The organism is Bradyrhizobium liaoningense, from assembly GCF_018130825.1.
Taxonomy (GTDB): Bacteria; Pseudomonadota; Alphaproteobacteria; order Rhizobiales; family Xanthobacteraceae; genus Bradyrhizobium; species Bradyrhizobium liaoningense_B.
Window position 1 is genome coordinate 515430 of sequence record NZ_JAFCJS010000005.1, and the last position, 18343, is coordinate 533772.

Genomic DNA, 18343 nt, shown 5'->3' on the forward strand with positions numbered 1-18343 from the left:
CGATGCCGAAACCCCTGGTCAGATCAGGCGCGGTGATCGACGGCTACACCATCGGCGAATGCGTTCATGCCGGCGGTATGGCGACGCTGTGGACGGTCACCCATCCCGGCATCGACGTGCCGCTGCTGATGAAGATCCCGCGGGTGTCGGAGGGCGAGGACCCCGCCGCGATCGTCTCCTTCGAGATGGAGATGATGATCCTGCCGCGGCTTGCGGGGCCGCACGTGCCCACGTGCTTCGGCACCGGCGATTTCGCGCACCAGGCCTATGCCGTGATCGAGCGCATCTCCGGGACCACGCTCTACAAGCGGCTGCCCGACCTGCCGCTGCCGTATGACGAGGCACGGCAGTTCGTCGCCAAGGTCGCGACCGCGCTCGCGGACCTGCACCGGCAGAGCGTGATCCATCACGACATCAAGCCGAGCAGCATCATGTTCCGCGAGAGCGGCGAGGCGGTGTTGATCGATTATGGCCTGTCGCACCATGACCATCTGCCCGATCTCTTGCAGGAGGAGTTCCGCCTGCCTTACGGCACCGCGCCCTACATGGCGCCGGAACGGCTGCTGGGCGTGCGCGACGATCCGCGCAGCGATCTGTTTTCGCTCGGCGTGCTGCTCTACTTCTTCACCACCGGCGAGCGTCCGTTCGGCGAGGGCGAGACGCTGCGCGCGATGCGGCGGAGACTCTGGCGCGATCCGTATCCGCCGCGCGCGCTTCGCGCCGACTATCCGCCCTGGCTGCAGGAGGTGGTGCTGCGCTGCCTCGAGATCGAGCCGGTGTGGCGCTATCCGACCGCGTCCCAGCTTGCCTTCGATCTCGCTCATCCCGACCAGGTCAAGCTCACGACCCGCTCGGAGCGGCTGAAGCGCGATCCGCTCAGCGTCGCCTGGCGCCGCCGCTTCAACCAGGGCGTCATGGCCCCGCGCGCGAAATCGGATGTCGCAGTTCAGATCGCGTCGAGCCCGATCGTTGCGGTCGCGCTCGATACCGCCGAAGGCGCGCCGGAGCTGAACGAGGCGCTGCGCATCACCACCGAGCGCATTCTGGCGACGTTACCTTCGGCGCGGCTTGCCTGCGTCAATGTGCTCAAGCTCAACCGCATCGCCATCGACAAGACGCTGGACGAGCAGGGCTCCAACAAGCACATCGACCGCCTGGTGGCGCTCCGGCATTGGGCCACCCCGCTGAAGCTCGACGAGAGCCGGCTGTCGGTTCATGTGCTGGAGGCGGTCGATCCCGCCACGGCGCTGCTGGAATTCGCCGAGATGAACTCGGTCGACCATCTCATCATCGGGGCGCGGCAAAATTCGTTCAGGCGTACTTGGCTCGGCAGCGTCTCGGCCAAGGTGGCTGCGGAGGCGACCTGCACCGTCACCGTGGTGCGGCCGCCGCGGATGGCTGCGGCGAAGCCAGACGCCGGCGTGGTGTGGGGCTAGGAAAGATCACGCCGCGTGGGCGGTGTGGCCGGAGCGCTTGCGGCGGATCGGCCAGGAGAATTGCGGCCCCGGCTCGCCGTGATCCGCGCTGCCGCCAAAGTACTGGATGATCTCGCGGCAGGGCTCGCAATTGAAGAGGTTAGGCGACGCGGATGCCTTGGTCATTTCCTTCAGGCAGTTCGGGCAGTGCGGTTTCATGGGGTCGTTCCGAAAAGGAGATCGTCAGTGGTGGCGCTGAGACGGATGGTCCAGGTCCGAATCGAGCCGGGCATCGTCGTCCGGCGCGCCGTCAGTGCGTTCGAACCGACCGAAGAAATAATCGAGGTTCGGATGCGGACGCCGCGGAATCCGACACCTGCGTTTCGGCTGGCGCTTCACGAGGGCGATCTGCATGGGCGTCAGGCCCGATAGCGGTCGCGGCGGATGTTGCGGGCCGAACGTGCCGGGGCCTCGACCGGTCCGGCCGAGGGGCCGAACACGACAAACGCACTGAAACCGATCCACAACGCCACGCCAGTCCAAACCAGGGTCGTCGTCATGATGTGCTCCCGTCAAAAGCCGGCGGGAATCACTTGCAGTGATTTGCGCGAATCAGTGAAGCCCGGATGAGTACGGGTCGAAGTTGCAATTTTAGGCATTGCGCGCCGCGGCGACGCTCGTATGGGCCGCAGCCTTTTGTGGGTGCGACCGCCGTAGCCCGCCTGCGCGCGCAGCCTCGAGAATGTCACGCAGGCGCGGAGCGTCGCGAACACAGCGAAACCCATAACGGCCGGTGTAGTCGGTATCGGGCGAACGGGTCGATCGCCCTGATGCGAAGTTGAGGTGGCCGGCACTGCGGCCGATGTCGAGGACTTCGAAGACGGCGTCCATGGCCCCGAACGGCGTCTGGCTGACCGTCCGTCGGCCCCAGGCCGTGCGCAGGATCAGCGCGCGGCGATCGGTGATCAGATAGAGCGTCTGAAGGTCTTGCAGCAGCATCACCAGCGGGGCCGCAACCATGGCAATCCCGAGCATCACGAGAGGTCGGGCCGCCTGGTCGATCCAATCGGCCCTGATGGCGACGATGGTCAGCAGCAACCAGGGGAAGCCGATCCACCAGAGGAATCGCCACATCATCATGCGGGCGACGCCGTCGGGCTGGCCCTGCCAGATCACCTGCTCGCCGTCCTGCAGGGTCTCGGCGCGCAGGCGCCACAGGCCTGCGGAAAACGGAGTGGCGCGGATTTCGTCCATTCCCGTTGGTCGCGGCGGCCGCACGGCCGGTTCGGACCGCGAATGGCCGTCAGATCGCCTCGCCGCGTGCGCCGAGCGCCGCGTTGCGGATCGCGGCGATGTTGGTCTTGTAGGCGTCCTGCGTGCCGCCCTTGAACACGGAGGTGCCGGCGACGAAGGCGTTGGCGCCGGCGGCTGCCAGTGGGCCCGCGACGTCGGGGCCGACGCCGCCGTCGACCTCGATGTCGATCGGACGGCCTGCCGTCATCGCGCGGATGTCGCGGATCTTGCCGATCGCGGAAGGGATGAAGGCCTGGCCGCCGAAGCCGGGATTGACCGACATCACCAGCACGAGGTCGACGAGGTCGAGGACGTATTCGAGCGCGCTGATCGGCGTGCCCGGGTTGAGCGAGACGCCGGCCTTCTTGCCGAGCGCGCGGATCGCCTGGAGCGAGCGGTGCAGGTGGGGACCGGCCTCCGCATGCACCGTGATGTGGTCGCAGCCGGCCTTCGCGAAGGCCTCGAGATAGGGATCGCAGGGCGAGATCATCAGATGCGCGTCGAAGATCTTCCTGGTGTGCGGGCGCATCGCCTTGATGACGTCGGGGCCGTACGAGATGTTGGGAACGAAATGCCCGTCCATCACGTCGAGATGGATCCAGTCGGCGCCGGCGGCGTCCACCGCGCGCACCTCCTCGCCGAGCCTGGAGAAATCCGAGGCCAGGATCGAGGGCGCGATGGCCAGGGGGCGGGGGGCGAAGGCTTGGGTCATGGCGCTGTTTCCCGTGGCGGCCGGACGAGGAATGGGCCTCGCCTAACATGGGCCTCCGTGGCGGGCAATGCAGGAGGGGCGCGCTTCCTGTGGGCGGAAATTTCTGCCGTCGGCGGCATGAATTGCCGGTGTTCCCGCGACCTGCGCAGCGCGGCAAATGCGGATTTCATTGAGCTTTTCGCGCTGGCACGACGCTTGCTGACTTCACCTGCAGAACATTGGCCGCGGCATGCCGCGCATCGGTTGGAGTTGTGCAATGTTGTTCGCCCTTGGCGCCGTCTCGAGTGCGCTCGACGCGATCCAGTCGCTGACGAACTCGAAATCGTCGTCATCGACGCAGAAGACGGGATCCGCGCAGAGCGCGCCGACCAATCCGTTCGCGATCGACAGCGGCAGCAGCACGACCAGTGGGGCGACCTCGTCGGTCAATTCAGGCAATTGCGCGCAGATTTCGCCGGAGACCATGAGTGCCCTGATCGCCGCGCAGAGCCAGTCGAGCGACGGCGCGAGCAGCGCGTCCAGTTCGACTTCGTCGAGCTCGACCTCCTCGACACCGACGAGCCGGGACGCGGCGCTGAAGGACCTGTTCTCGCAGATCGATGCCGACGGCGACGGCAACATCACCCAGTCCGAGTTCGAGAATGCGCTCGGGGCCGGCGGCACTAATCTGGCGCAGGCCGATGACGTGTTCTCCAAGCTGGATTCGAATTCCGACGGCAGCGTCAGCCTGGATGAGATGTCGAAGGCGCTGACGAGCGGTCACCGCGGTCACCATGCCCATGGAGCGAGCGGCGCGGGCGATGCCTCCGGCAGCGGCTCGGATTCCTCGTCGTCGTCGAGCGGCGGATCGACCTCGACCACGACGACCAATGCCGACGGCTCGACCACCACCACCGTCACCTATGCCGACGGCTTCAAGATGTCGACCACGGTGCCGGGCGCCTCCAGCTCCTCCGCCAATTCGGCCTACGATCTGTTCGCGCAGTTGATGCAGCGGCAAGGCGGACAGGGCCAAGGCGCCTCAGCGACTGCCGGCTCGTCCATGTCGATGAGCGTGTGAGCTAAGAGCGCTCTCTCGGCAAATTACGCTGTCATGCCCCGCGAGAGCGGGGCATCCAGTACGCCGCGGCGTCTCGGTTAAATCACTCCTGTCTCTGGAATACTGGATCGCCCGGTCTCCGCCGGGCGATGACACCTGATGTGTGACGGGCGCTTAACTACCCGCCGAACCGATCCCTCCACGCCGGCTGCGCGCCGGGGAAGGGCAATGCCGTCGCGCTGTAGACGCCGCGGGCGATCGCGCGCGCGACCACATTGGCTGCGATCGTGCCGAGCTCGGTGAGGCCGGCCAGCGGCTCGATCGGCTTCTCGCCGGTTGCCGCCGCAAACAGCACGTCGCCGTCGGTCGGTGCATGCACCGGATAGATCGCACGGGCAAAGCCGGTGTGCGCGATCATCGCCAGCCGCTTGGCCTGGGGTTTGGTCAGCACCGCGTCGGTGACGACGGCGCCGATGGTGGTGTTTTCGCGCGCGGTTGCCGCGGGACCGCCCTTGATGCGCATGCGTAGCATGTCTTCGGTGAACTTCTCGGGCAGGCCGCGTCCGCCGAACTCGCCGCCCAGTTCGAACGGCGCCGCCCAGAACCACGGCCCGTCGCCGACGGTGACACTGCCGACCGCGTTGACGGCGACGATCGCCGCGACCTTCACGCCGTCAGGCGTCACCGCCGAGGCCGAGCCGAGCCCGCCCTTGAACGTTGCCGTGGTGGCCCCGAAGCCCGCGCCGACGCTGCCGAGCGCGAAGTCCGTGCCGGCCGCGACGGCCGCGGCGTAGCCGAGGTCGCGATAGGGCGAGAAGCGTCCCCAGGCCTTGTCACCGCCATTGAGGAGGTCGAACAGGATCGCGCCCGGCACGATCGGGATCAGCGCTTCGCGAACCCGGTGGCCGCGGCCCTGCTCGGCGAGCCAGGCCTGCACGCCGCCGCCGGTATCGAGGCCAAAGGCGGAACCGCCCGACAGCGCGATCGCGTCGACGCGCTCGACGGTGTTGGCGAGATCGAGCAGTGCGTCCTCGCGCGTTCCGGGGCCGCCGCCGCGCACGTCGATCGCCGCGACCGCGGGCTGGTCGAAGATGATCGCGGTCGCGCCGGTGGCGATTTTGGCATCCACGGCATGGCCGACGCGGACGCCGGCGATATCGGTGAGAAGGTTTTTCAAGGTCGGCACTCCGTGCGCTGCGGACATTAGCGATAGCGCACCGCTACCTTCGGCTCAACTCGCCAGCGCGGTCCTGAGCATCTTGGCAAGCTCGGACTTGCGGTAGGGCTTGGCCAGCAGCAGCACGCCGGAATCGAGCCTGCCGTGATGGACGATGGCATTCTCGGTGTAGCCCGAGGTGAACAGCGTCTTCAGGTCGGGGCGGCGGCGGGCGGCCTCGTCGGCGAGCTGGCGGCCGTTCATGGCGCCCGGCATGATGATGTCGGTGAAGAGCAGGTCGATGTTCTTGTCGGCATCGATGATGGTGAGGGCTTCGGCCGCGTTGGCGGCCTCCAGCGCCGCATAGCCGAGGCTCTTGACCTGGGTCACCACATATTGCCGCACCAGTGCGTCGTCCTCGACGATCAGGATCTTCTCGTCGCCGCCGGCGATGGGGGCGTTCTGGAGCGCCTCGAACTCGGTCTCCTGCACGCCGGTCGAGCGCGGCAGGTAGATCTTCACGCTCGTGCCGTGGCCTTCCTCGCTGTAGATCTTGATGTGTCCGCCGGACTGCTTGACGAAGCCGAACACCATGCTGAGCCCGAGGCCGGTGCCCTTGCCGACCTCCTTGGTCGTGAAGAACGGGTCGAACACCCGATCGATCAGATCGGCCGGAATGCCGCTACCGGTGTCGCTGACCGCGATCATCACGTAATTGCCGGCGGTGACGTCGGGGTTCATGCTGGCATAGCCGTCGTCGAGGAAGACGTTGCGTGTCTCCAGCACCAGGGTGCCGCCGTCGGGCATGGCATCGCGCGCGTTCAGCGCCAGATTGAGGATCGCGGTGGAGAGCTGGCCGGGATCGACCAGCGTCGGCCAGGCATCCTCGGTGAGCTGCGGCATGATGGTGATCTGCTCGCCCAGCGTCGGATGCAGGAGCTTGGCGGCCTCGAGCGCCAGCGCATTGACGTCGATCTCGCGCGGCTGGAGCGGCTGCTTGCGGGCGAAGGCAAGCAGATGCTTGGTCAGTTGCGCGCCGCGCTCGGCGGCATCGTCGATCAGCTTGGTGATGGCGGCAAGCTCCGGCCGGTCGGCGACGGCATCCGCCAGGATGCCGATCGTGCCGGTGATGACGGTCAGCACGTTGTTGAAGTCGTGGGCGACGCCGCCGGTGAGCTGGCCGATGGAGTCCATCTTCTGGACCTGCCTGAGTTGAGCCTCGGCAGCCTGTTTCTCGGTGAGGTCACGGCCGATGAAGAAATGGCGTTTCACGGGCGCGGACCAGGTGCCCATCCAGTTCAGCGTGACCTCGTGACCGTCGTGATGGTAGTAGCGCGCCTCGAAGCTGCGCTTGACCGCCCCGCGCCGCGCCGCGCGCATCTCACCGCGCGTCTTCTCGAGGTCGTCGGGGTGGATGAACTCGATTGCACTGTGCCCGACCATGTCCTCCGGGCTGAAGCCGAGGATGGTCTTCACGCTGGGGCTGACCTGGATGAAATTGCCAAAACCATCGGTGACCAGGATCAGGTCCTGCGAGGTCTCGAAGATGCGCTGGCGCTCCTCGATCTCCCGATTGAGAGCCATCTCGGCTCGCTTCCGCTCCGTCACGTCGCGGGCCACCTTGGAGGCGCCGATGATCTTGCCGTCGGTTGATCGCAGCGGCACCTGGCTCAGCACCACGTCGATCGGTTGACCGTTCTTGTGCAGCCGCACCGCCTCCTGCTGGTCGATGACCTCGCCATTGCGCGTGCGCGCCAGGTTCTCGGCGATGTCTTCAAGCTGGTCGTCCGGCATGATGATGTCGATGGAGCGGCCGACCGCCTCGCTGGCGGAGTAGCCGAAGACGCGCTCGGCCGCGTGGTTCCAGGTCGTGATCGTGCCGTCGAGCGACTTGGTGATGATGGCGTCGTTGGAGGATTCGACGACCGCGGTGAAAAGCCGCTCGCGCTCGGCGTGATAGTCGCGCTCGGCGTCCGATCGGCGTTTCAATGCGCCGACCATGCCCGCGGTCTGGGCCTGGAGGCGGACGTTCTCGACCAGGAGCACCGCGAGCACGAAGGTCGCCGAGCAGAGGCCATAGAGGCGGCCGGCGTAGAAGCCGAGATCGAAGCGCGCGACGTTCACGATCGCCGAGAGCGCGATGTCGAACAGCCAGGCGCACATCACGACCATGAGCCAGATGTCGATCACCGAATGCGGCTTGCGAAACCACAGCGAGACGAGCGCGGCAAAGCTCAGCGACCACACGAAGGACACGACGCCGATCATGGTCGGCGTGTAGCGGCCGTCGCGCAGCAGGACCGGGAGCAACTCGTGCTGGGCCGTGACGATCCAGGCGAAGACGGCCATGGCGGCGATGACGCCGAACACGATGCCGCAGATCGCGCCGGTCGTCGTGCCGCGAATCCTGGCGCCGCCATCGGCCTCCTTCAACCAGGCATAGCCCAGCACGCAGATCGGAAAGCCGGCGTGCCAGATCATGTAGAGCCAGACCGTGGTCTGCCGGCCGGCGCCGAGAAGCCCGGTCGGCGTGAACAGGCCGGGGAAGGTGAGGGCATGGACCACGGCGGCGGCGGCGGTGAACAGATAGCCGGTCGCGAGCCACAGCAACGCGCGGGTCCGCAAAACCGAAAACTGCGACAGCAGCAGCACCGCGGTGACGGTGTCGCTGACGGCAAGGGCGGACTGATAACTCGCGACAAAGGCGGGAACGGGCAGGAGCGGGATACCTGCGAAGGGAACGGCCAGCGCGAACAGGATCGCGGACACGCCGACGATCGCCAATGCGGCGGTGCGGTCGGTCGAGGCGGCCGGCAGGGTCGAAAGGAATGTGCTTCGGTCGATCGTTGCGGGCACGTCCACCTCTCGCAGACCGGTCTTCGCCATCATCGTCGACGTCATTCGGGTTGCCGTGGGCCGGCTCTATGGTAGCGGGTTATAGGCTCGTATCCTGTACCGTTGCGGCGGCGACTCAACCGAAGGTTACAGTTTACTTAATTTTGGTGGGGACGCGGTATAGGGGACGGGTAAGATGCGCTTTACTGGACGGTGCCATAATGCCCTTCCGTCGTGGTGGGTTCCAGGTTTGAATCATTCGATTTGATCTCAATATCCGGGAGTTGTTCCCTATGCCCCGCGTTCTCATCATCGACGACCAGAAGGACGTCCGCGCGATGGTCGCGATCGTTCTCCGGGTCAATCGCTTCGAGGTCGTGGAGGCCGAAAGCGGTGCGGCCGGGCTGAAAGCCTTCGCGGAAAGCCCGTGTGACGCGGTAATCGTCGATATCTTCCTTGGTGACACCAGTGGCGTCGACGTCATCGCGAGCCTGCGCGAGCGTGCGCCGGGACTCCCCATCATTGCGGTGTCCGGGATGACGACGCTGGATTTCCTGGACCAAGCGCCTCACCTCGCCAATGTGGTCTGCCTGCAAAAGCCGTTTCGGCCGAACGACCTCCTGCAGGCACTGCGGAAGGCCCAGGCCGCGGCGGGCGGAGAGCTGCCCGCAGCCGTCTGACTTTGGCGCAAGAAGAAACGCCCCGGGCAAGCCGGGGCGTTGTGAGGGTTGGATGGCAGCCTGAGGCCCGGCAAGCGCGTTAGGTGCCGCTGCCCTTGATCTCGGTGTAGCCGCCCTTGGCGTCCCATTTGTAGACGACGTAATCGATCTGCTTGATGTCGCCCTTGGCGTCATACTCGATCGGGCCGATCACGGTGTCCCACTTGCCGGCCTTCATCGCTTCCATGACCTTCTTGGCGTCGGTGGTGCCCGCCTTCTTGGCCGCCTGCGACCACACCTGCATCGCCGCGTAGGTGTAGAGCGTATAGCCTTCGGGGTCGATGTTCTTGGCCTTGAAGGCGTCGACGATCTTCTTGGCCGTCGGCTTGTTGCGCGGATCGGGGCCGAAGGTGAACAGGGTGCCTTCGCCGGCGGGGCCGGTGATGGAGGCGTACTCCTTGTCGGCGAGCGCGTCGCCGGCCATCAGCACCGTCTTGAGGCCCTGGTCACGCATCTGGCGCAGGATCAGGCCGCTCTCCTGATGGTAGCCGCCGACATAGACGAGGTCGATGTTGTCGCGCTTCAGGCGCGAGACGATCGCGTTGAAGTCCTTGTCGCCCTTGTTATAGGACTCGTACATCTTCTCGGTGATGCCGGCCTTGTTGAGCGCCTTCTTGGTCTCGTCCGCAAGACCCTTGCCGTAGGTGGTCTTGTCGTTGAGGATCGCGATGTTCTTGCCCTTGAAGTTCTTGGCGATGTACTGCGCCGCGATCAGGCCCTGCTGATCGTCGCGGCCGCAGACGCGCGCCACGTTCCAGAGCTTGCGCTCGGTGAAGAGCGGGTTGGTCGAGGCCGGGGTGATCTGAAGGACGTTGCCGTCCGCATAGGCCTCGGAGGCGGGAATCGACGACGACGAGCAATAGTGCCCGGCGACGAAGGGGATCTTGGCGCCGGCGATCTTCTCGGCGATCGAGCGTGCCTGCTTCGGGTCGCAGGCATCGTCCTCGACCGAGAGCGCAAGCTTCTTGCCGTTGACGCCGCCGGCGGCGTTGATATCCGCCACCGCCATTTCGGCGCCGTTCTTCATCTGGCGGCCGAAGGCCGACTCGCCGCCGGTCATCGGGCCTGCGACTGCGATGGTGACATCCTGCGCGAATGCCGCGCTCGACAGCGCGATCGACGCGCCGAATGCCAGACCGATGAGCTTCAGTGATTTCATGAGATACCTCGCGGGTGGTCGCCTGTGGAAGTCGCCGGGCATGCCCGGTCCAAACCGGCGCCATTCTTGAATGAATTCGAGGAGAAGTCACCGGCAAAATACGGGCATTGGCGGAGATATCTCGCCACATTGCGCTGCAGATGGCCGCACTCAGCCGTGCCGGCCGCCTTCCAGATAGGCGGCGCGAATCTCAGGGCGCTGCAGCAACTCGGCGCCGGTCCCGGCCAGCGTGATCAGGCCGTTGACCATGACATAGCCACGGTGGGCGAGCTTGAGCGCATGGTTGGCGTTCTGCTCGACGATCAGGACGGTCAGGCCGTCCTGCCGGTTCAGGGTGCGGATCGCGTCGAAAATCTGGCGGGCGATCAGTGGCGCGAGCCCGAGCGAGGGCTCGTCGAGCAGGAGCAGGCGGGGACGGCTCATCAAGGCGCGGCCGATCGCCAGCATCTGCTGCTCGCCGCCGGACAGGGTTCCGCCGCGCTGGGCGTAGCGTTCCTTCAGCCGGGGAAACAGCGTGAAGACGCGCTGGAGCGTCGCCTCGCGCTCCGCATCGGTGCACCCGGTGGCATCGGCCCCCATCTGGAGGTTTTCCGCCACGCTCATGCGCGGGAAGATGCGGCGACCCTCCGGCGATTGCGCGATGCGCAAATGCGCGATCTCATGGGTCGGCACGTCGGTGATGTCGCGGCCTTCGTACAGGATCTGGCCGGCGCGGGCCCGCGGCTTGCCGAAGATCGTCATCATCAGCGTCGACTTGCCGGCGCCGTTGGCGCCGATCAGCGCTACGATCTCGCCGGCATTGATCTCGACGTCGACGCCCTTCAGCGCCTCGATCTTGCCGTAGGCGGCGCGCAGGGACCGGATCGCGAGCAGGGGAGTGGGGGCCGCCGTCACGTCCCGCCCTCCATCACGGCCGCCGCCTCTTCCTCGTCGGTGCCGAGATAGGCGGCGATCACCTTGGGATCGTCGCGGACCTCGCGCGGCGTGCCTTGCGCGATCTTCACCCCGTGGTCCATCACCACGATGTGGTCGGAGATCTCCATCACCACCGACATGTCGTGCTCGATCAGCAGGATCGAGGTGCCATCGTTGCGGATCGAGAGCAAAAGCTCGCTGAGAGCGGCGCTCTCGCGCGCATTGAGGCCGGCGGCGGGCTCGTCCAGGCACAAAAGCGCGGGCTCGGTGCACATCGCGCGCGCGATCTCGAGCCGGCGCTGGTCGCCATAGGCGAGGTTGCCCGCGGCGTCGTCGGCGCGGTCGAGCAGGTTGACACGCCTCAGCCAGTCGGTGGCGAGATCGATCGCGTGCTTCTCGGCGTCCCGGTACACGGGGGCGCCGACGAGGCCGAGCAGGGTGAAGCCGGAGGCGCGCATCAAGGCATTGTGCTGCGCCACCATCAGGTTTTCCAGCGCGGTCATGCCGGGAAACAGGCGGATGTTCTGGAAGGTGCGCGCGACCTTGGCCTGCTTGGCGATGCGGAAATCGTTCAGCCGTTCCAGCGCGATGACCCGGTCGTCGTCATGGGCGAGGCGGATGGTGCCGCCGGTCGGCTTGTAGAAGCCGGTGATACAGTTGAAGACAGTGGTCTTGCCGGCGCCGTTCGGCCCGATCAGCGCGGTGATCTTCTTCCGCTCGGCGGCGAAGGAGAGGTCTTGCACCGCGACGATGCCGCCGAAGCGCATGGTCAGCCGGTCGACGCCAAGAATCTTGTCGCCAATCTTGTCACTCATCTCGTCGCCGCTCATCCGTGCCCTTCCTTGACGAGGTCGGAGGAGATCGCCTGCGCCTTGGTCAGATACACGGTCGGGGCACGATGGCCGATCAGGCCGCGCGGCCGCCAGATCATGATCAGCACCATGGCCATGCCGAACACCAGCATGCGGTAGGTCTCGAGGCCGCGGAACAGCTCGAAGCCGCCGATCATGGCGAGCGCGGCGAGCGCGACGCCGAGCTGCGAGCCCATGCCGCCGAGCACGACGATGGCCAGCACCAGCGCCGATTCCTGGAAGGTGAAGGATTCCGGGCTGATAAAGCCCTGCCGGGTGGCGAAGAACGCGCCGGCGAAGCCGCCGAACATGGCGCCAGTCGCAAATGCCGTGAGCTTCGTCGTCGTGGTGTTGATGCCGAGCGCGCGGCAGGCGACCTCGTCCTCGCGCAAGGCCTCCCAGGCACGGCCGATCGGCAGGCGGCGCAGGCGGATCGTCACCCAGTTGGTGAGCAGCGCCAGCGCCAGGATCAGGTAGAACAGGAAGACGATGCGGTGGGTCGAGGAGTACTCGATGCCGAGTTTTGCTGCTAACCCGTCATCGCTGTTGTCGAGCGGAATGCCGAAGAAGGTGGGACGGGGAATGCCGGAGACGCCGTTGGGACCACCGGTCAAACTCTGCCAGTTGATGATGACGAGGCGGATGATCTCGCCGAAGGCCAGCGTCACGATGGCGAGGTAGTCGCCGCGCAGGCGCAGCACTGGGAAGCCGAGCAGCACGCCCCAGAACGCGGCGAGGATGCCGGCGAGCGGCAGGCAGACCCAGAACGACCAGCCGAAATTGGTGGCGAGCAGCGCGTAGGAATAGGCGCCCACCGCATAGAATGCGACATAGCCGAGATCGAGCAGGCCGGCGAGCCCGACCACCACGTTCAATCCCCAGCCCAGCATCACATAGGTGAGTACGAGGATCGCGAGATCGAGGATGTAGCGCTGGTTATAGAAAATGACAGGTACCAGCAGCGTGAAGATCAGAAGCGCCGGCGCGAGGTAGCGGCCGACGAACGACATTCCGCTTTGTATCGCCGGCGGCACCAGCTTCTCGGTGCCGGTCGGGCCGATCCATTGCCGCAATAGCTCGATCACGATCGAGCCGCCGAACACGATGCCGACGAGAGAGGCGAGCTCGCCGAAACGCGTCATATAGGTGAGCTGGCCGTCGGAGCCTGCCTCGGTACGGATGCCGACCATCAGCGAGAACAACACCAGCGCGACGAGGGCGTTGATGAAGGCGGTCTTGAGGAGAGCAAGGATGCCCGTTGCAGGTTTGGCGGTATTGAGCGAGGGAGCCGTCACGCGCGCGCCCGTCAGACTTTTTCGACTTCGGGACGGCCGAGCAGGCCGGTCGGCATGAAGATCAGCACGACGATCAGGATCGAGAACGCCGCGACGTCCTTGTATTCGACCGAGAAATAGGCCGACCAGAACGTCTCGATCAGGCCGATCGCAAGACCCCCGAGCATGGCACCCGGCAGCGAGCCGATGCCGCCGAGCACGGCCGCGGTGAACGCCTTGATGCCGGCGACGAAGCCCATGAAGAAGTCGACCAGGCCGTAATAGAGCAGGTACATCAGGCCGGCGACCGCGGCGAGCGCCGCGCCGATCACGAACGTCATGGAGATGGTGCGGTCGACATCGACGCCGAGCAGCGCCGCCATGGTCTGGTCCTGCTCGCAGGCGCGCATGTCGCGTCCGAGCCGGGTGCGCGACACCAGCCAGGTGAAGATCGCCAGCAGCACGATGGTGGTGACGACCACCATGATCTGGATGTTGGAGAGCTGGATGACGAAGCCGTCCGTGCTCTCATGCAAGGTGTAGCCGCCGGTGATGAAGGGCGGGATCGGCTTGACCCGGGCGCCTTGCGCCACCTGCGAATAATTGGTCAGCACGAAGGACATGCCGATCGCCGACAGCATCGGGGCGAGGCGGAAGGAATGGCGCAGCGGGCGGTAGGCGATGCGCTCGATGGTCCAGCCGTAGAGCGCGGTGATCGCCATCGACACCAGCAGCACCACGAGCAGGATCACGGGGATCGCAGTGAGGCCGAGCGAAACCAGGATCAGGAAGGTGATCAGGGCGATGAAGCCGCCGATCATGAAGACGTCGCCATGGGCGAAATTGATCATGCCGACGATGCCGTAGACCATCGTGTAGCCGATCGCGATCAGGCCGTAGATGGAGCCCAGGACGAGGCCGTTGATGAGCTGCTGGGCGAAATAATCCATGGACTGCCGTTACCCAAGACTGCCGTTACCAAACCTGACGCGGCTCAAAGGGAGCTCTTCGAGAAGAGTTCTTGGGCCCCGGCAGCCCTTGAGCGTTCTGCCGGTTTTGTAACAGGAGGGAACTGGCGGCCGCAACAGCTCACGCCTCGGCAGAAGGTCTTGTACAGAGGTCATTTCGGTTACGGATGTCATCCCGGCGGTTCCGAGGTGCGAGGAACCGGGTTCCGCAGGGCAACCAAAATGGAGGCCGGCCGTTATGACCCCTCTGACGTCCAACAAGGGAGTTTCCCCGAATGACGAAGCAGCAGAACCAGAATCCGGGCCAGCAGAGTCAGACCCCCGGCCAGCAGCGCCCAGGTCAGCCAGGGCAGCAGCAGGGCGGCGGTCAGAAACCCGGACAGCAGCAGCAGAACGACCCGATGCGCCAGGGCGATCGGCCCGGCCAGCAGGGTGGCCAGCGCAATCAGGACGAATAGTTTGGAAGCCCGGGAGTAGGAGGGCCCCGCCGAAAGGCGGGGCCTTTTTCTTTGCGTCTTCCTCCGTCATTCCGGGATGGTCCGAAGGACCAGACCCGGAATCTCGAGATTCTCAGGTGCGCAATTGCGCACCATAGTTCAATGCTGCGCATTGCCCCGGAATGACGAAGGCGCGGGGGCCAGTTAAGGTAAACGAAGGGTTTAAATTGCCGCCGCAGTCTGATGCGAGTTAGCTCCCCGCAAAGCCTTCCCCTCGGAGGCGGATGGCAGGCGAAGCGGGTAGCGGCATGTTCAGGAATTGGCGGATCGGCTCGGTCAACGGCGCGCTGCTGGCGGCCTATTTCATTCCGGCTTGGGCGCTGGTCACCTTCAACATCTTTGTTGCACCGGTGCACGGCCTCTACGAGCGGCCGAGCGTCGCGGTGGCGCTGTTCCTCAGCGATCATCTCCAGATGGCGGGGATGGATACGGTGCGCGCGGCCTGGCTGCTGGCGCTGGGACGGCTGACGGTCGTGGCGTTCTTTGCGATCTACCTCGCGCTGCTCTGCATTCCCCGGACCCGCAAGAACGGCGGCAGTGACGAGGCGCTCGCCATTGCGCTCGTGATCGGCAGCCTGATCTCGTTTGCGAGCATGGTCATGGCCTCGAAGGTCGGCGAGATGGCCGCCCTCCGCCTGCATGCCACCGAGCTTCTGCTGCTCTTGGGGGCTGCGATCGTGCTGGTGATCGAGCGGCCGGAGGCGGCGCCCAAGGCCGTCGAGGCTGCCGCGCCGCCAAGTCTCGAGCCGCTACGACTTGAGCAGGCCGAGCTCCTGCACAATCGCTGAGGCTTCCTTGACGGCGTGGTTCGCCGCCGGCACGCCGCAATAGATCGCCTGCTGGAGCAGGATTTCCTTGATGTCATCGGGCGTGAAGCCGCCCTCGGCGAGCGCCGCGCGCACGTGCAGGCGGAATTCGTCCCATTGCCCGAGCGCGACCATGGTGCCGATGACGAGCACCCGCCGCGTGCGCTCGTCGAAATGCGGCCGCGTCCAGATCTCGCCCCAGGCATAGCGCGTGATCAGGTCCTGGAAATCGGTGTTGAAGGCGTTGCGGTTCGTGATCGACTTGTCGACCCAGGCATTGCCCAGCACTTTTCGCCGGACGTTCATGCCGGCATCGCGGCGCTTCTGGTCGTCCATGGTGTTTCTCCAGATCAGTCATTCCGGGGCGATGCGAAGCATCGAACTATGGTGCGCAATTGCGCACCTGAGAATCTCGAGATTCCGGGTTCGCCTCTTCGAGGCGTCCCGGAATGACGGTGATAACAACTAGCGTTGCGTCAAAAATCCCACCACCGCATCCGTGAACGCGTGCGGCTGCTCGACGTTGGAAATGTGCGCGGCGTCGATGATGGTCATGCTGGCGCCTGGAATGCTGGAGCGGATCAGCTCGGCGGCCGAGATCGGGGTTGCCATGTCGTGACGGCCGGCGATCACCAATGTCGGGCTCTTGATCTTCGGCAGCAGTGCGCGCTGGTCGAGCGTCGACAGCGCCTCGCAGCAGGCCAGATAGCCTTCGACGGGGGAGGCGACCAGCATCGATTTCATCCGCGCGGTGATCTCGGGCTCGCGCTCACGGAAATCCTGGGTGAGCCATCCCGCGAGCACGGCATCGGCGACCGCTGCGATGCCGCCCTTCTTCACCGCGTCGATGCGCTCCAGCCATTTGGTCGGCTCGGCGTAATAGCAGGAGGTGTTGGCGAGGATGAGCTTGCCGAATCTTTCAGGCGCATTCGCGCCCAGCCATTGCCCGACCATGCCGCCCATCGACAGGCCGCACCAATGCACCTTCTCGATGTTGAGATCGTCGAGGATCGCGAGCACGTCGCGGCCGAACCGCTCCATCGTGTAGGGGCCGGGCGGAACGTTGGACTTGCCGTGGCCGCGGCGGTCGTAGCGGATGACGCGGAACACCTGCGTCAGCGCCTTCATCTGCGGCTCCCACATCTGCAGCGTGCAGCCGAGCGAGTTGGAGAGCATCAGGGTCGGCCCGCCGTCGCGGCCCTCGACGGAGACGTTGAGCAGGCAACCGTCGGCATCGATCATGGGCATGCGGGCGTCTCCGTTTTTATTCGCGATCGAGGCTGTCGAGCAGCCGGTCGATCAGAGCTTGCGACGCCCCTTGATAGGCCATCGGCTCGAACAATGCCGCAATTTTTTCCGGAGCGAGATGCGCGGTGACCTGCGAATCGGCTGACAGCACCTCGCGCAGATGCTTCTTCTCGGCGACCGCGCGCTTGCTCGCGGCCTCGATCAGGTGGTGCGCGTCGCTCTTGCCGATCTTGTCTGCCAACGCGAAGGTGACGGCCTCAGCCATGATCAGCCCGTGCGTCGCATCGAGATTGCTGCGCATCCGCGCGGCATCGACGTCGAGGCCCTCGGCGATGTCGACGATCGCCACGAGCGCGCCGGAGGCGACCAGCATCAATTGCGGCAGCGTCGGCCATTCCGCATGCCACGGGCCGGCGCTGCGCTCATGGTCCTGCACCTGCGCGGCCAAAATCGTGGCAGTGAGCTGCGGCGCCATGGTGGCTGCACCGAGCGCGCTTGCGGCGGCGACCGGGTTGCGCTTGTGCGGCATGGTCGAGGAGCCGCCGCGACCTTCGCCGGCGGGCTCGAAGGCTTCGCCGACATCGGTCTGCATCAGCAGCGAGACGTCGCGCGCGATCTTGCCGCAGCTGCCAGCGAGAATCGCAAAAGCCGATGCGGCTTCCGCGATGCGGTCGCGATGGGTGTGCCAGGGCGCTTCCGGCAGCGGCAGGTTCAGCTCCTGCGCCAATCTTTCTGCAACGACGAGCCCGTTGTCACCGAGGGCGGCGAGCGTGCCGGCGGCGCCGCCGAATTGCAGTGCCAGGCCCTCGCGACGGAGACGCCTGAGGCGACAGCGGGCGCGGGCGAGGCTTGACGCGTACTCCGCCGCCTTGAGCCCGAACGGCATCGGCAGCGCGTGCTGGAGCCAGGTCCGCGCCACCATGGCGGTGTTGCGATGGGCGCGGGCGAGCGCCGCAAAACCCTTGATGGCGCGGCTGAGGTCGGCATCGAGTGCATCGATGCCGGCGCGAAGGGTGAGCATGGTCGCGGTGTCGATGACGTCCTGGCTGGTCGCGCCCCAATGCACGTAGCGCGCGGCCTCCGCATCGGCTTTCGCGACATTGGCGGTCAGCGCCTTGACCAGGGGAATCGCGAGATTGCCGGATCGCGTTGCGGCGTCGGCGAGGGCCGAGATGTCGAAGGAGGAGGCCTTGCAGGCAGCTTCGATCGGGCCGACCGCGGCCTGTGGAATCACACCCGTGGCGGCCTCGGCCCGCGCCAGCGCTGCCTCGAAATCGAGCATGTTCTGCAGGGTCGACTGGTCGTCGCAGACGGCGCGCATGGCTGCGCTCGACAGCATCGGCGCGAGCAGGGGGGAGAGGGATGTGCTCATATCGTGCGGGACCTAACCATCATGGCGCGGCTCTGCCAATCCAAAACAGCTCGCGCAAGCTTTTTGCAGTTGCGAATATGCATT

20 protein-coding genes are annotated in these 18343 nt (G+C 65.8%); 5 read left to right on the forward strand and 15 right to left on the reverse strand.

The genetic code is table 11. The features are described from left to right. The first annotated feature begins 2 nt into the window (after positions 1-2). Positions 3-1436 carry a bifunctional serine/threonine-protein kinase/universal stress protein gene (locus JQ603_RS24255; protein WP_212343178.1) on the forward strand — a complete coding sequence of 478 codons (1434 nt, stop codon included), beginning with the start codon at positions 3-5 and terminating at the stop codon, positions 1434-1436. 6 nt (positions 1437-1442) lie between these two features. Here the strand turns inward: JQ603_RS24255 and JQ603_RS24260 are convergent, their stop codons facing one another. From JQ603_RS24260 to rpe, 5 genes are all read right to left on the reverse strand, one after another. Then, positions 1443-1634: a hypothetical protein gene (locus tag JQ603_RS24260; RefSeq protein WP_212343180.1), complete on the reverse strand. Its 192-nt coding sequence runs from the start codon at positions 1632-1634 to the stop codon at positions 1443-1445. A gap of 24 nt (positions 1635-1658) precedes the next feature. Further along, complete coding sequence (locus tag JQ603_RS24265; RefSeq protein WP_212343182.1) at positions 1659-1829, reverse strand: hypothetical protein; 171 nt, start codon at positions 1827-1829, stop codon at positions 1659-1661. 5 nt (positions 1830-1834) lie between these two features. Then, the gene (locus tag JQ603_RS24270) at positions 1835-1975 is read right to left on the reverse strand and encodes a hypothetical protein (RefSeq protein ID WP_212343183.1); all 141 of its coding nucleotides are present in this window, start codon (positions 1973-1975) and stop codon (positions 1835-1837) included. A 91-nt stretch (positions 1976-2066) separates the two neighbouring features. After that, a complete protein-coding gene (locus JQ603_RS24275) occupies positions 2067-2669 on the reverse strand; it encodes a hypothetical protein (protein WP_212343184.1) in 603 nt (200 codons plus the stop codon). A 49-nt stretch (positions 2670-2718) separates the two neighbouring features. Further along, entirely contained in the window at positions 2719-3420 is a 702-nt protein-coding gene (gene rpe / locus JQ603_RS24280; protein WP_212343185.1) for a ribulose-phosphate 3-epimerase, read from the reverse strand. Between the two features lie 256 nt (positions 3421-3676). Between rpe and JQ603_RS24285 the strand changes: the two genes are divergently transcribed. Then, complete coding sequence (locus JQ603_RS24285) at positions 3677-4480, forward strand: EF-hand domain-containing protein (RefSeq protein ID WP_212343191.1); 804 nt, start codon at positions 3677-3679, stop codon at positions 4478-4480. A gap of 157 nt (positions 4481-4637) precedes the next feature. Here the strand turns inward: JQ603_RS24285 and JQ603_RS24290 are convergent, their stop codons facing one another. Then, the gene (locus tag JQ603_RS24290) at positions 4638-5636 is read right to left on the reverse strand and encodes a P1 family peptidase (protein WP_212343193.1); all 999 of its coding nucleotides are present in this window, start codon (positions 5634-5636) and stop codon (positions 4638-4640) included. 54 nt (positions 5637-5690) lie between these two features. Continuing rightward, on the reverse strand, positions 5691-8516 hold the full coding sequence (locus JQ603_RS24295) for a PAS domain S-box protein (protein WP_212343195.1): 2826 nt from the start codon (positions 8514-8516) through the stop codon (positions 5691-5693). A 227-nt stretch (positions 8517-8743) separates the two neighbouring features. Between JQ603_RS24295 and JQ603_RS24300 the strand changes: the two genes are divergently transcribed. Beyond that, entirely contained in the window at positions 8744-9130 is a 387-nt protein-coding gene (locus JQ603_RS24300; RefSeq protein ID WP_212343197.1) for a response regulator, read from the forward strand. A 79-nt stretch (positions 9131-9209) separates the two neighbouring features. On the opposite strand, the gene JQ603_RS24305 is transcribed toward JQ603_RS24300, so the two are convergent. From JQ603_RS24305 to JQ603_RS24325, 5 genes are all read right to left on the reverse strand, one after another. Continuing rightward, positions 9210-10328 carry a branched-chain amino acid ABC transporter substrate-binding protein gene (locus tag JQ603_RS24305; RefSeq protein WP_212343199.1) on the reverse strand — a complete coding sequence of 373 codons (1119 nt, stop codon included), beginning with the start codon at positions 10326-10328 and terminating at the stop codon, positions 9210-9212. 150 nt (positions 10329-10478) lie between these two features. Next, positions 10479-11222, reverse strand: coding sequence for an ABC transporter ATP-binding protein (locus JQ603_RS24310; protein WP_212343200.1), 744 nt, complete (start codon positions 11220-11222; stop codon positions 10479-10481). Beyond that, entirely contained in the window at positions 11219-12058 is an 840-nt protein-coding gene (locus JQ603_RS24315) for an ABC transporter ATP-binding protein (RefSeq protein ID WP_245003803.1), read from the reverse strand. Before JQ603_RS24315 ends, JQ603_RS24310 begins: the two co-directional genes overlap by 4 nt. Positions 12059-12069: 11 nt before the next feature. Continuing rightward, a complete protein-coding gene (gene livM, locus JQ603_RS24320) occupies positions 12070-13389 on the reverse strand; it encodes a high-affinity branched-chain amino acid ABC transporter permease LivM (RefSeq protein ID WP_212343206.1) in 1320 nt (439 codons plus the stop codon). Positions 13390-13400: 11 nt separating this feature from the next. Further along, a complete protein-coding gene (locus JQ603_RS24325) occupies positions 13401-14318 on the reverse strand; it encodes an ABC transporter permease subunit (RefSeq protein WP_211403805.1) in 918 nt (305 codons plus the stop codon). A 293-nt stretch (positions 14319-14611) separates the two neighbouring features. On the opposite strand from JQ603_RS24325, the gene JQ603_RS24330 reads away from it, so the two are divergent. Beyond that, positions 14612-14794 carry a hypothetical protein gene (locus tag JQ603_RS24330; RefSeq protein ID WP_212343207.1) on the forward strand — a complete coding sequence of 61 codons (183 nt, stop codon included), beginning with the start codon at positions 14612-14614 and terminating at the stop codon, positions 14792-14794. A 287-nt stretch (positions 14795-15081) separates the two neighbouring features. Beyond that, positions 15082-15621 carry a hypothetical protein gene (locus JQ603_RS24335; protein WP_212343306.1) on the forward strand — a complete coding sequence of 180 codons (540 nt, stop codon included), beginning with the start codon at positions 15082-15084 and terminating at the stop codon, positions 15619-15621. Here JQ603_RS24335 and JQ603_RS24340 read toward each other — a convergent pair. From JQ603_RS24340 to JQ603_RS24350, 3 genes are all read right to left on the reverse strand, one after another. Further along, positions 15583-15975 (reverse strand): carboxymuconolactone decarboxylase family protein, encoded by a 393-nt coding sequence (locus JQ603_RS24340; RefSeq protein WP_130369245.1) that lies wholly within the window; start codon positions 15973-15975, stop codon positions 15583-15585. The genes JQ603_RS24335 and JQ603_RS24340 overlap by 39 nt on opposite strands. 129 nt (positions 15976-16104) lie before the next feature. Next, complete coding sequence (gene pcaD, locus JQ603_RS24345) at positions 16105-16887, reverse strand: 3-oxoadipate enol-lactonase (protein ID WP_212343208.1); 783 nt, start codon at positions 16885-16887, stop codon at positions 16105-16107. A 16-nt stretch (positions 16888-16903) separates the two neighbouring features. After that, entirely contained in the window at positions 16904-18259 is a 1356-nt protein-coding gene (locus tag JQ603_RS24350) for a 3-carboxy-cis,cis-muconate cycloisomerase (protein WP_212343209.1), read from the reverse strand. Positions 18260-18343 lie beyond the last annotated feature (84 nt).